This is a genomic window from Flavobacterium hercynium (assembly GCF_002217285.1).
Lineage (GTDB): Bacteria > Bacteroidota > Bacteroidia > Flavobacteriales > Flavobacteriaceae > Flavobacterium > Flavobacterium hercynium.
Genome location: NZ_MUGW01000016.1, coordinates 96,151 through 110,804, shown reverse-complemented (window position 1 = coordinate 110,804; position 14,654 = coordinate 96,151). Strand labels below are relative to the sequence as shown.

The following is a 14,654-nucleotide window of genomic DNA, read 5'->3' as shown; positions in this document are numbered from 1 at the left end:
CTTTGTACCCACATTACACAGTTTTACACAATTTACCCCTTTGTTTACACACTATAAGCTATCATTGATACAACTGCATTTTTGATCTTTTAAACCACCTTTTTGTTTATTCTTCCAATTAAAAGTGATTTATCTATTTATAAGATGAATGTTAATCTTGAAACATTAAAACATTATTCAGTAACGGTACATTTCAAACATTTTGTTCTATTTACAACAGGCTAAAAAGCTGTTCATAAATTGTTTAAACAGCTGTTAAATCTTTAACAAATAATAATTGTTAATCATCGAGGAAGCTGTATATTTGAGTAACATAGAATTTTTAGTACCGTGAAAGAACAATCAAAATCACATAGTTTTATATTTCCAAAAACGCCTACAGGAGTAGATGGGCTTGACGAAATTACTGAAGGAGGTTTTCCTCAAGGAAGACCAACTTTAATCTGCGGCGGTGCTGGCTGCGGAAAAACATTATTATCAATGCAGTTTCTTATAAAAGGAATTACAGATTATAATGAACCCGGAGTTTTCATGTCATTTGAAGAACCTTCCGATGACCTTACCTTAAACGTAAAATCACTTGGCTTCGATCTGGAGCAGCTTAAAGCAGATAAAAAACTTATTGTAGATCATGTTCGTGTTGAAAGATCTGAAATTGAAGAAGCCGGAGAATATGATCTGGACGGACTTTTTATCCGTTTAGGTTATGCCATCGATTCTATAAAAGCCAAACGTGTTGTATTAGATACTGTTGAGTCTTTATTTTCTGGTCTGGATAATCAGGCTATACTTCGTGCAGAACTTCGTCGATTATTTCATTGGCTAAAAACAAAAGGTGTTACAGCAATTATAACCGGAGAACGCGGCGACGCTACACTTACCAGACAAGGATTAGAAGAATATGTTTCTGATTGTGTAATTGTACTGGATCATCGTGTTATCGAACAAGTTTCGACCAGAAGGTTGCGAATCGTAAAATACAGAGGTTCAACACACGGAACGAATGAATATCCTTTCCTTATAGATGCTGACGGTATTTCTGTACTTCCTATTACATCATTAAAACTCGATAACGAAGTTTCATCAGATATTATCCCGACCGGAATTCCGGGATTAAACGATATGTTTGAGCGTGGCGGATTTTATCGTGGAGGTAACATATTAGTATCCGGAACTGCGGGAACTGCAAAAACGACCATTGCTTCTTACTTTGCGTATCAACAATGTGAAAAGAATGAAAAAGTAGTTTATTTTGCTTTTGAAGAATCGCCTCAGCAATTGGTTCGCAATATGAAATCTATAGGTCTTGATCTGGAGAAGCATGTCAAGAATGGTAATTTGCACATTCATTCTTCGCGACCTTCATTAAATGGCTTAGAACTGCATTTACTTACTTGTAGAAAATTAATAAAAGAAATACAACCCACTACTATTATTATTGATCCAATTAGTAATTTAATTACAGTAGGAAGTCCTCATGAAGTGCGTTCGATGCTTGTCAGATTGATTGATATGCTTAAAGGAGAAAACATTACCGCTATGTTTACTTCTTTAAATAAACAAACAGATTCCATCAGACCTGATCTTGCCGAAGAATCTGTATCTTCATTAGTAGACACCTGGATAACGGTGCGCGATATGGAAGGAATTGGAGAACGAAACCGTGGTATTTTTATTGTAAAATCCAGAGGAATGGGACATTCTAATCAGGTTAGAGAATTTATTATCTCAACTAAAGGAATTGAATTGCTTGATATAGAGCTGGGACCACTAGGAATTCTAACGGGTACAGCGAGAAAATCGCATATGTTTACCAAAACGATGTCTGACATCAAACTTCAAAACGAAATAAACCGAAAAGACAGAGAAATCGAACGCAAGCGTAAAGTATTGGAAGCCAATATCGAAGCACTTAAAAATGAGTTCGAATCTGCTGAGGAGGAATTAAGCATACTAAAGGCAACAGAAGAATTGCAAGAAAAACTAACTTCTAAAAAAAATAAATAATGAAAAAAGAAGTTGTAGCTGAATGGCAATTGCTGCTTTATATAGCAGGACAAACGCCCAAGTCGATAAAAGCGCTTGAAAACATAAAAAAATATGCCGAAGAACATTTGGCTGGAAAATATAGTATAGAAATTATCGATTTACTTAAAAGCCCGCAATTGGCAGAAGGTGATCAGATTTTGGCTGTACCCACATTGGTAAGAAAATTTCCGGAGCCTATTCGCAAGATCATTGGCGATCTTTCTAATGAAGAAAGAGTGCTTGTTGGACTGAATATTAAACCCGTAAAATCATAACAATGGATGATTCCGGTGATGGTAAAAGTACAACCAGGTATAAATTTATGCTTTTTGTTTCGGGTATGTCTGTTAAGTCAGGTCATGCCATCGAAAACTTACGCAGAATATGCGATAAACATCTCGCCGATAATTATGATTTAGAAATTATAGATATCAGCCGGGATAAAGAACAGGCACTTGTTCATCAAATTGTAGCCATACCTACATTGATAAAAACGGAACCTGCTCCTATCAGAATCATCTTAGGTGATTTATCAGATAAAGAAAAAGTATTAAGAATACTCAATATTAGTGAATAATTTGCAGGACGATAGTTTAAATATAAAAGCCTTATTACAAGAAATCGAATCATTAAAAGAACAGCTTTTAGAGTCGAATAGTATTGTCGATGCCATAAAACAAGGTGACGTTGATGCATTAGTTGTGCATCACGAGGGCGTACCTCAACTCTACTCTCTTGAAACTGCTGATTATACTTTTAGGTTATTAATCGAAAAGTTTAATCAGGGTGCATTAAGCATTTCCCGAAACGGATTGATCCTGTATTGCAATGACCATTTTTCGAAACTCACCGGCATACCTTCTGAAAAAATAATCGGAACGTATTTAAGCGAATATTTTGAAACTCCTAACCATTTTGTCGCCCTTATCGAAGCTTTAAAATATGGAATCAACACACACGAAATCATATTTAAGACAAATGCAGACACCATAACATCTTTTCCTGCAAACGTTTCTGTAACTGACCTGGAACCTTCCGTTCAGGGTATCGGAATTGTGGTTACGGACTTAACCGAGAAAAAAAGACACGAAGAAGCTTTAGTAAAACATCAGGAAGAACTTGAAGAAAAGATCAATGAATTAAACAAAATCAATGCAAATCTTGAAGAATTCATTCATGTTATATCACACGATTTAAAAGAACCGCTTCGTAAAATTGTGATGCATAATGGTAAAATCGACGGAAGTTATCTTAGCGAAAGCGATGCGAAGTCAATGAATGTTATGAAATCATCTGCTTTGCGATTAAATTCTCTTGTAGACGACTTAGTAAATTATTCTTCCCACACCGCTCAAGAGGAACGTACAAATATCGATTTAGTCGAAGTAATAACAGAAGTAAAAGACGATCACGAAATCTTAATCACAGATAAAAATGCAAGAATTGAAGTTCTTGGAACACTTCCTTTAATAAAAGCTTCTAAGGTACAAATGCGTCAGCTTTTTGCTAATCTTATTACCAATTCAATTAAATACAGCAAAACAGATGTTGCTCCTCTTATTCAGATTTCTCAAGTAGAAACTGATGCTAAAAACGAAAAACAAACTCCTAAGTTTATACAAATACAGATCAAAGACAACGGTATTGGAATGGAGAAAAATCATCTTAGCAAAATCTTTACTATTTTTCAGCGTCTGCACGCTAAAAATGAATATTCCGGAAACGGGATTGGTTTGGCTATTTGTAAAAAAATAATGGAAAACCATTCCGGAATTATAAAAGTAGAAAGCGAACCCAACAGAGGTACAACATTCAATCTTTTTTTTCCAATACTATAAATCTATATTATTTTAGGTATCTGAAATTGATATCTGAAAAATAGTAACTACCATTGAACAACCATAAACTAATGAGCAATCATCCTTTTTTTGAATCTAATTATAAAAAGCTGGGTTTTTTAATTTTAGATTCTGATACCATTTCAGAAATAAATGGAGATACTTACAAACCATATATTAAGGTCTTATATCTTCCAAAGGGCTATTCTATCACTATTGATTTCAAACAATATCACACAACACAGTCTTCGCTCTTTTTTGTAAATAGCAATCAATATCTTCAGATTTTAAAAGAAGGCACAAAACAAGGTTATTTCATGTATTACAATCGTGATTTTTATTGCGTACAAATACACGATGCCGAAGTGGCCTGTGATGGATTATTATTTAATAATATTTTTGAAATGCCAATGACGGCTTTACCAGAAAAAGAAGTCGCTGTAATTGAAAGTATTTACGATCAAATTCAGGAAGAATTTGAGGCTCCTGACTCTTCGCAGGAAGAAATGATCCGCACTTATCTAAAACAGCTTATCATAAAAGCCACCCGAATCTGGAAAATACAACAATTAGGAGTTCTTAATGAAGAACCTTCAAAGGAAATGGATTTTTTTAGAGATTTCAGCCGATTGGTCGAAATTCATTTCAGAACCAAACATTCTGTTGCTGATTATGCAGACTTATTAGGTGTTGCATCCAAAACACTTTCTAATAAGTTCAATCGTTTAGAACTCACACAACCTAACGACATTATTAAAGACCGAATTATTCTGGAAGCCAAAAGGCTTTTGGGTTATTCTGCCTTAAGTGTAAAAGAGATCGCGTATCAGCTGGGTTATGAAGATCCGGCCTATTTTAATCGTCTTTTCACCAATAAAGTTGGAGACACTCCGTCTAATTTCAAGAAAAAATACCTTCAAGGGAAAAATATACAATTAGAATAGACTTTTATCTATTTTTAGAGGCTTATCACCGACATATCTTTGCCTTATCAAATTATAAATGATAAAAAATAAAGATATGAAAACTACAGCAACTGCCGTTTTGAACGGTTCTCTTAAATTCGGAAACAAAATTTTACAAAGTTTATTTATCGCAGCATTTATAGCATTCCACGCTATTACAACTGCACAAGAAAGACAATTTAAAGGCGAAAACGATCCTCAGGTTTTTACAGAAGTGCGCACCTTCTTAAAAGCATTAAATTCAGGTAACGGAAAACCTCTTGAACAATTAAGCGTATCAGATGCCCGCGGTGTTCTTGTTGGCGCACAAAAATCAGTAGAAGTTGATTACAGCGGAATTGAAGAATCAGAAAAAGTTATAACACAAAACGGCTTAAAAGTAAAAATTCATATTACAAAACCTAAAGGCGCAAAAGCAAATGCTCCCGTATTTATCTTCATTCACGGAGGCGGATGGGTTTTAGGAGATTACCCAACTCACAGACGATTAGTAAGAGATTTGGTTGTTGAAAGTGGAGCCGTGGCTGTTTTTCCTGATTACACACCTTCACCGGAAGCACAATATCCTGTTGCAATAAACGAAATATATGCTGCAACAGAATGGGTTGCAAAAAACGGAAAAGAAATTGGAGTAAATGGTAAAAATCTTGCTATTGTTGGTAATAGCGTTGGAGGAAATATGAGTGCAGCTATTACATTGATGGCAAAAGACAAAAAAGGTCCTGAAATTAAACTACAGGTTTTATTGTGGCCTGTAACTGATGCTAATTTCGAAACTGAATCTTACAATTCTTTCGCCAACGGAAGATTTTTAACTAAAAACATGATGAAATGGTTTTGGGATAATTATTTACCTGACACTAATAAAAGAAAAGAAATTTATGCTTCTCCACTTCAGGCTAGTGTAGAACAACTTAAAAACTTACCTCCTGCCTTGATTCAGACAGCAGAAAATGATGTTTTAAGAGATGAAGGAGAAGCTTATGCCAGAAAACTAAACGAAGCCGGAGTTTCTGTAACATTAACAAGATACAGTGGATTGATTCATGATTATGGACTTTTAAACCCAATTGCAAATGTCCCTGCTATACAAACTGCAGTATTACAAGCTGCGGCAGTTATTAAAACTACATTGAAATAAATAAAAAATAAGTATCCTATTGCTAAAGAGCTGATTGTAGAATCAGCTCTTTTTTTGTGCTTAACATTTATGTATTTACACCTAAATAATTTTCTATGATATCTTAGTTATCACCTATTTTCTACTGCAAAATTCCGATAGCTTTTCAGGTAGTACTGATAACTGATTGAAGACAGAAACAAAAAGCTATTCTATTTACTATGTTAGAATAGGAAATAACTTAATCATTTTAACATTAATTAAAATTGCATAGGAATTTATTTTATATATTTGAGAAAATACAGTACTAATATTACAAATAAATTAAGTTAAAATAATATGAAAAATTCAAAATTAAATACTTGTTCACCACGATTATTACAAACAATGTCAGAAAATTAACAGATTGTTCTGCAAATTATTACAGATCAACAACTTGAACATTTAGTCCTGTTTTATTATAAAAATAACTTTTACCAGTATACGTTCTTGCTTTTTGTGCTATTATTTTTACTAATTAATTTCAGTAGGTATAAAGTAGCTTCAGGTAATACAATTTTTTATTAGCCCCCAAATCAACAATATCAAATGAAAATCAAATCGTTACAGTTATCAACACTTTTATTTTTCTATGCCTCGTTCAAAATTTCAGCAGCCCCGCCACCTCCACCACCCGGAATTCCGCCACCGGTTGGATTACCAATAGATAGTGATATTCCGATGTTATTGACTAGTGCGATTCTGCTTGGACTATTTGCTATTAGCAGAAAAAGAAAAATAAACTTTTACAAGCTATTTTTTAATAAAAGAATTAAGTCCCGCCAAAGCCAGACAACTACTCCGGAAGCTGTTCAACTTATAAAAGTGAAATTATGAAAAAAACATTATTCTTATTTCTAATTCTGGCCACAACAAAAAGTATGGCGCAAATTTATTTCAGCCCAAATGCCTACATGTACGTTAAAGATGAGGTACTGTTTGTACAGCAAAATGTAAATTTGGCTGCAAATTCTAATTTGTACCTTCGAAATAATTCACAATTAGTACAAGGTGCTACAACTGCCTCAACCAATACAGGAGCGGGCACATTATCTGTATATCAAGAAGGTACGTCTGATAATTTTGACTACAATTACTGGTGTTCTCCTGTTGGTACTGCTTCGGCTACAATTGGAAACGAAAACTTTGGCATTACCATGTTAAGCCGACCAACAACTTCGATAGCATCGACACCTGCGACTATTATAAGTGGTTATGATGGAGTATCAAATCCGCTTTCAATATCATCTGCATGGATTCATAAATTAACCAATGCCAATAACTATTCTAACTGGGTATTTGTTGGAGGAGCGTCTACATTGGCACCAGGAGAAGGTTTTACTATGAAAGGAACCAGTGGTACAGACACTACAGATCCTGAAGCAACAGGAATAACCAACAATCCAGGAGGTGCCCAACGTTACGATTTTATAGGAAAACCAAACGATGGAAACATCACTATTGCATTGGGTGCAAATAACTCCACGTTAACCGGAAATCCGTATCCTTCTGCTTTGCATTTAAATGCTTTTTTACTAGATGCCAGCAATGCTGCAACGGGAGGTGTTGCTTATTTTTGGGAGCAGGATAAGGCCGTAAATTCACATTACCTAACAGATTACAGAGGTGGTTACGGAACCTATACACCAACAAGCTTAACTTCTACGGGTGTTTACGTACCGGCAACTTTCAATTCTTATAATGGAGACGGTTCATTAAACAATACCGGATCGAGTTCAGGAATAACGATTGTTCGAAAATACTCGCCAATTGGTCAGGGATTCGTCATTAACGCCACTGCAAACGGAACTGCTATATTCAAAAATGTACATCGTTTTTATTACAAAGAAGGCGGCAGTTTATCAAAATTTGAAAAGAAAGCTCCTGTAAAAAAAGCGGTAAAAAGCAAAACAACTAAAGAAAAAAACGCAGCGAATAACGAAGCTGAGGAGGAAGAAGAAATCGAAGAGGTTTCGCATTTCAAACTCAACACCATTATCAACAATCAATTTACCAGACAATTGGCTTTATCCTTTTTGGAAGAAGCTACAGATGGCGTCGATTTAGGTATTGATGCTTTAAACATGGATGAATCACTACCGAATGACGTTACCTTCTGGCTAGAAAACGGCAACTATGTCATTCAGGGAATTAACTTTGATATCGATAAAAAAGTTCCGCTTACGGTAAAAGTTGCGACCAATACCTCTTTTAAATTTTATGTTCCGGAGATCACAAATTTTGATCCTACGCAGATCATCTATTTGTATGATGGACTTGATGATTCCTATCACGATATCAAAAATGGTATGTACGAAGTTACAGTTGCTCCAGGAGTTTACGCTGACCGTTTTAAAATTACTTTCAAAAACCAGACTACACTTGGAACTGATGATAATATTGTAAAGCAGTTCTTTATAACACAGGATAATGCAAATGGTATTTTGAAAGCTTCGAACCCAAATAACCTTTCTTTAAAATCATTTAAACTTTATGACGTCATGGGGAAAGTAGTTTTAACTAAAAAAGGACTTGGAACGAATCAAAGTTATACTTTTTCTACCACCACGTTAAGTCAGGGTATTTACATAGCCGAATTTATAACAGTTGATAATGAGAGACTGACGGAGAAAATTATTATCACAAATAAAGGCTATTAATACTGCAATCTTAAAACGAACAAAATAAAATCCATCCACACTTTAATATTACAATTATGATCACAATACCTACTTTTCAAAATCATAAGACTTTTTTACTGCTATTAATCTTTTTACTTTCTTTTGCAGGAAATGCACAAATCGGGATTGGTACTACTACTCCAAACGCAAGCTCAATTTTGGATGTTACTTCTACCACACAAGGTTTGCTGACACCAAGAATGACAACGGTGCAAAGAAATGCGATTACAACTCCTGCTGATGGATTATTGGTTTACGATACTGATTTAAAGTTTTTCTTTTATTATATGGGCAGTACGTCAACCTGGACGCCAATCGTAAACGGAACTGCCGGAAGATTAAACTTTAAGCGTATTAAATCTACTGATGTTTTGGCTACGGTTTTGGCAACTGAACTTGCTGCGGGCGGCGGATCAAAATATCAATTGAGTTCTAATACCTTATACGAAATCAATGGTACTGTAACCTTCAATTTTCCAATAGATTTAAATAATGCTTATTTACAAGGTTTAGACACAAATGATGATAAGATTATCAGACCTTCGGGAAATATTTTTGAAGGTGCAACCGGAGGAAGCATCAAAGGATTAACATTAACAGCAACTGCCGGAAATGTATTTAATTTAAATGGTACTGCTACACAAAATCTAATTTTTAGAGATTGTATCGTCTCCGGTTCTAATACCGTAGGAACTATTTCCGGATTTGGATTAGTCTTTTTAAGTATTGTTCAGTTTGCCGGCAATACCAACGGTATTACCTACAACAATATTACACAACTATTATTAAGCAACTTAGGATGGTTTAGCAATAACTCAGGAACGTACGAAAAATTTACAGGGACTTTTACCTTAATAGAAAAACAAGGTGGATTTACTCAGGTTGATGGAAGTGCAATTGGTTTTGACGTTTCTACATCTGGTCTTACTATTACAGGAGATGCGGTTCTGGAATCTGTTGTTTTTACAGGTACGAATGCAGCAGGATATGTAAAACCTTATACTACTGGAACTTATACAGGATATAATTTCAACAATAGCTGGAATGTACGATCTGCAGGTATTCCTACTGAAGCCGATGCAAGTGCCGTCGGTGATTTTGCTGTAGATTATGCTGTTGGAGCCGGAGCTGCGACTAGCTTTACAAATAATATGAATCCAAGTAATATCGTAAAAGTAAATGGAGTATCGACCTCAACCAATTTATTCCGATTTTCTACTGATCCCGGAGTAAGCAACAGATTGAGATACATGGGAAAAAAGAAAAGAATATTTCAGGTAAATGGTTCTATTTCGTTTCAAACACCTGCTGCAGGAACCTATATTATATACATTGCTAAAAATGGTACTGTTATTTCGCAATACAAAATTTACGGACGCGGTGCAGCTCTAAATGATATCGTTGTGTTACCGCTAAATGCCTCAGTGGAACTGGCAAACAATGATTATGTAGAAGTATACGCACAACGCTATACTGGAACTAATTCTGATATCGTTGTACCGAATATGACTTTAACCATTAAATAAAACCACATTTATTACAGACTGAAGGGAATGGTTTTATACTGTTCCCTTTTTCTCATTTGAAGAAAAAGTAATTTAAAAAATTAAAGCTTCAATATGTTAAGAAAATCCAAAAATTAGACTTAAACCTATAAAAATTAGTTTTATATTAGCAGAAGCAAACAGCCCCAGCTTTGCAATTAAAATTTTCATACGGTCTTTATAATCTTATTTAAAGCTATTTGAATGTAAACTTATTACCAAAGTAACGATTCAGTATAAAGCAACCTATAACTTTTAAAGCTTACGGTAAAATATAAAAAGACCCGATGAACAAAATACTACCTATTAAATTTTATTTTATTAAAAATGAACGAACAGAAATTCAATCTACTACTTGCTGATGATGACGAAGACGATTGTGATTTTTTTAAAGAAGCGTTAGACGAACTACATCTTCCAATTTCTCTTGTAACGGTTAATGATGGGGTTCAGCTAATGGATTTTTTATTTGAATGTTCAGCTAAAAATCTTCCGGATGTACTTTTTCTGGACCTTAATATGCCACGCAAAAATGGTTTTGAATGTTTAACTGAAATAAAAAAAATCGATAAACTGCAACATCTTCCTGTAATTGTTTTCTCTACGTCTCTCGATATGAACATTGTAGACCTGATGTACGAAAAAGGTGCTGTATATTATATTAGAAAACCCGGAGATTTTTCTAAACTAAAAAAGGTAATAGGAAATGCGCTTAGCGTTACTGCCGAAAATAATTATAAACAACCCGCAAGAGAACATTTTATACTTCAACCCTAATATTTAACAGCATGGGCAGCACAAATAATGATCATTATTTTTTAGCTGATGGCGGCAAAATGGGAGAACTAATCCGTGCAAAGGATTGGAGTAAAACATCTTTGGGAAATCCTGACACATGGTCACCTAGCCTTCAAACCATTATTTCAGTTGTGCTAAATAATCCTTTTGCTATGTACATTGCCTGGGGAGACGATTTTACCCAATTGTATAACGATTCTTTTCTACCTATTCTGGGCTCAAGTAAACATCCTGAAGCGCTAGGAATAGGTGCCGAAATAACATTTTCAGAAATCTGGGAAACCATTTCTCCTATGTTTGCTGAGGTTATGAAGGGAAAAGCAGTAAGCCATCCCTATTTAAAATTAATTTTAAACAGAAATGGATTTGATGAGGAATGCTATTTTAATTTTTCATATAGCCCCATTAAAAAAGAAAATGGCGAAGTTGGAGGTATTCTGGTTACGGTTATCGAAACAACAGAAAAATTTAAAGCAATTGAAGCTTTAGGAGAAAGCGAACTGAAAGTAAGACAGTTGATTGAAAATGCGCCTTTCCCAATTGCTGTATATGTTGGCAAAGAAATGATTATCGAACTTGCCAATGAATCTATAATTTCATTGTGGGGAAAAGGCGATGAGGTTATTGGAAAATCATTTAAAGCGCTATTGCCTGAACTCGACAATCAATTGGTTTTTGAGCAAATAAATACAGTTCTCGAAACCGGACAATCTTTTCATACTAAAAATACACCGCTAGATCTTACGATTGATGGAAAACTGCGTACGCACTATTTTAATTATAGTCTTACTCCGCTCTACGACATCAACGGAGAAATTTATGGCGTAATGAATACCGGAGTTGATTTGACAGACCTAAATTTAGCAAAGAAAAAAATAGAAGAAAGTGAGCGCAACCTGCAAAGTATGGTGCTCCAATCTCCTATTGGAATTTGTGTTCTCGATGCCGAAACTTTAATAAGCGAAATTGTAAACGACAGTTTTCTTACTGTAGCCCGTAAATCGTATGAAGAAGTCGCAGGAAAACACTATTGGGATGCATTTGCTGAAGTAAAATCTACGTATGAATCTGAACTTCAAAAAGTAATAAAAAGCGGAAAACCTTTTTATGCCAACGAAATAGAAATCAAGATTACCAGACAGAACACAGAAGAAACAGTATATTTTACTTTTGTGTATGCACCACTTAAAAACATTGAAGGAAAGGTAAGTAAAGTTGCTATTTGGGTACTTGATAACACACATCAGGTGATCGCCCGACAAAAAATTGAAGAAGCAGATAAACGTTTTCGCAATACTGTAAAACAAGCTCCAGTAGGAATCACGATTTTACGTGGCTCTAATTATCTGGTAGAAGTAGCTAATGAAACGTATCTTAAATTAGTGGGCAAAGAACATGATTCTTTTGTTGGAAAATCACTTTTTGAATCTTTACCTGAAGTTGAAGAAATTGTTAGTCCTTTACTAAAGAATGTGTTACTAACTGGCATTCCCTATCACGGAAATGAATTGCCTGTTCCTGTAAGCAGGTACGATAAACCGGAAATTTTTTATTTTGATTTCTTGTATCATCCGCTAAAAGAAGAAGATGGATCTATTTCCGGAATATTAGTCACCGTTACAGATGTAAGTGAAAAAGTAGAAGCCAGAAAAAAAATAGAACTCAACGAGGAAAGACTTAACATTATTGTAGAAGCAAGTGAACTTGGTACCTGGGAATTAAATTTAAAAACAAAAGATTTTGAATATTCTCAACGCTATTTCGAAGTTATTACGGGACAACCCAAAAAAGCTGAATTAAGTTACTATGAATTAGTAAAATATCTTCATCCTGATGATCTGCCTATAAGAGAAAAAGCCTATGTTGAAGCCATGATAAACGGATATATTTATTATGAAGCACGTTTAATCTGGAATGATAAATCGATTCGCTGGGTAGAAGCGAGAGGAAAAGTTTTTTACGATTCAGATCATCAGCCCGAGAAATTGCTGGGAACTGTTAGAGATATCACCGATGAGAAAAATCATCAGCAGGAATTAGAGGAAAGTGAAAAGCGCTTCCGTACGCTTTTGATGCAATCTCCTGTACCAAAGGCAATTCTTAAAGGCGAAAATATGATCATTGAAATCGCTAATCTTGCCTTACTAAAAAATATTTGGAGAAGAAAAGAAAGTGATGTTCTGGGCAAAAATATATTTGAAGTATTTCCGGAACTTAAAAGTCAAAAATACGCACAACTCCTGCAGGAAGTTTTTACAACGGGCATAGTACATTCTGAATCTGAATCTCCTTTATATTTAAACGATGGTAAACATGAACATAAACTATATGTTGATTATGAGTACGCTCCTATGCTGGAGTCAGACAACACGATATCCGGTATAAAAATCACTATAATTGATGTAACGGAGAAAGTAGAAACCAGAAAAAAGATAGAAGAAAGCGAGAAAAAATTCAGATCCCTGACCGAAAGTATTCCACAATTAATTTGGGAGACAGATGAAAAAGGAAATGCTTTGTTTGCTTCTGGAAAATGGCAAAAATACACTGGTATACAACCCAATAAAGAAACTTCATGGAAAACCATCATTCATCCTAATGATTTAGAAGAAAACATAAAGGTCTGGACCAAAAGCCTCACAACGGGAAGTGTGTACAAAGCAGATGTTAGACTCAAGAGTACCAATGGCGGATACAGATGGTATTCTGTAATTGGAGAACCTGTTTTTGATAAAGACAATAAAATTATAAAATGGGTTGGTGCTTTTACCGATATTCAAACGGAAAAAGCATTTACTCATGAACTGGAAAAACAAGTAGCGGAAAGAACAAAAGAGCTGGAACAATATAATATCGATCTCGAAAAAATGAATAAAGAACTTCAGTCCTTTGCTTATATTTCGAGTCATGATTTACAGGAACCGTTACGAAAAATCCAAACGTTCGCCACGCAGATCATCGAAAAAGAATCTCAAAATTTATCTGAGTCCGGAAAAGATAAATTTCAGCGTATGCAAAACGCAGCCCAGCGCATGCAGACTTTAATCAATGACCTGTTATCTTATTCCAGAACCAGTACACAGGAGCGCATTTTTGAAAAAATAGATTTTTGTGAAATTGTTGATGAGGTTAAAGAAGATTTACGAGAAGAACTTGAGGCTCAAAAAGCAAGTATTGAATGCGACAAAACGAGTATAATTAGCATTATTCCATTTCAATTCAGGCAATTGTTATATAATTTGATAAGCAATTCTCTTAAATTTTCTAAACCGGATATTGATACGGTTATAAAAATAACAAGTGAAATTAAGATGGGCGACAGTTTCGATATTCCTGCTTTAGATCAAAATCAAAAGTACTGTCACATTAGTGTTTCAGACAATGGAATTGGTTTCGATCAGGAATACAATACCAAAATATTCGAAGTTTTTCAGCGTCTGCACGGAAGAGAACAATATAATGGCACCGGAATTGGTCTGGCAATCGTTAAAAAAATTGTAGAAAATCATTACGGCATAATTACCGCCAAAGGAGAAAAAAATATCGGTGCTACTTTCAACATCTATATTCCGGTAAATTAAAGGATTTACAAATAAAAAAACGGAAACAACTTTTACAGCTGTTTCCGTTCTCAACCTTAA

The 14,654-nt window shown here is 34.7% G+C and carries 11 protein-coding genes; all 11 read left to right on the top strand.

Annotated elements, in window-relative coordinates; translation table 11 throughout:
* Window positions 1-330 precede the first annotated feature (330 nt).
* The 11 genes from kaiC to B0A66_RS07705 all read left to right on the top strand — a co-directional run bounded on the left by kaiC (window position 331) and on the right by B0A66_RS07705 (window position 14,594).
* Complete coding sequence (gene kaiC / locus B0A66_RS07755) at window positions 331-2,007, top strand: circadian clock protein KaiC (RefSeq protein WP_089049283.1); 1,677 nt, start codon at window positions 331-333, stop codon at window positions 2,005-2,007.
* A complete protein-coding gene (locus B0A66_RS07750; protein ID WP_089049282.1) occupies window positions 2,007-2,303 on the top strand; it encodes a circadian clock KaiB family protein in 297 nt (98 codons plus the stop codon). The genes kaiC and B0A66_RS07750 overlap by 1 nt, the downstream gene beginning before the upstream one ends.
* 2 nt (window positions 2,304-2,305) lie before the next feature.
* Window positions 2,306-2,605 carry a circadian clock KaiB family protein gene (locus B0A66_RS07745; RefSeq protein ID WP_089049281.1) on the top strand — a complete coding sequence of 100 codons (300 nt, stop codon included), beginning with the start codon at window positions 2,306-2,308 and terminating at the stop codon, window positions 2,603-2,605.
* Window positions 2,598-3,866, top strand: coding sequence for a sensor histidine kinase (locus tag B0A66_RS07740; protein ID WP_244283408.1), 1,269 nt, complete (start codon window positions 2,598-2,600; stop codon window positions 3,864-3,866). The genes B0A66_RS07745 and B0A66_RS07740 overlap by 8 nt, the downstream gene beginning before the upstream one ends.
* A 71-nt stretch (window positions 3,867-3,937) precedes the next feature.
* Window positions 3,938-4,810, top strand: a complete 873-nt coding sequence (locus B0A66_RS07735; protein ID WP_089049280.1) for a helix-turn-helix domain-containing protein — start codon at window positions 3,938-3,940, stop codon at window positions 4,808-4,810.
* 76 nt (window positions 4,811-4,886) lie between these two features.
* The gene (locus B0A66_RS07730) at window positions 4,887-5,972 is read left to right on the top strand and encodes an alpha/beta hydrolase (protein ID WP_208862575.1); all 1,086 of its coding nucleotides are present in this window, start codon (window positions 4,887-4,889) and stop codon (window positions 5,970-5,972) included.
* Between the two features lie 567 nt (window positions 5,973-6,539).
* Window positions 6,540-6,827: a hypothetical protein gene (locus B0A66_RS07725; RefSeq protein ID WP_089049279.1), complete on the top strand. Its 288-nt coding sequence runs from the start codon at window positions 6,540-6,542 to the stop codon at window positions 6,825-6,827.
* Complete coding sequence (locus B0A66_RS07720) at window positions 6,824-8,650, top strand: T9SS type A sorting domain-containing protein (protein WP_244283407.1); 1,827 nt, start codon at window positions 6,824-6,826, stop codon at window positions 8,648-8,650. Before B0A66_RS07725 ends, B0A66_RS07720 begins: the two co-directional genes overlap by 4 nt.
* Window positions 8,651-8,706: 56 nt before the next feature.
* Window positions 8,707-10,197: a hypothetical protein gene (locus B0A66_RS07715; protein WP_244283406.1), complete on the top strand. Its 1,491-nt coding sequence runs from the start codon at window positions 8,707-8,709 to the stop codon at window positions 10,195-10,197.
* A gap of 345 nt (window positions 10,198-10,542) precedes the next feature.
* Entirely contained in the window at window positions 10,543-10,992 is a 450-nt protein-coding gene (locus B0A66_RS07710) for a response regulator (protein ID WP_089049278.1), read from the top strand.
* Between the two features lie 11 nt (window positions 10,993-11,003).
* On the top strand, window positions 11,004-14,594 hold the full coding sequence (locus B0A66_RS07705; RefSeq protein ID WP_089049277.1) for a PAS domain S-box protein: 3,591 nt from the start codon (window positions 11,004-11,006) through the stop codon (window positions 14,592-14,594).
* Window positions 14,595-14,654 lie beyond the last annotated feature (60 nt).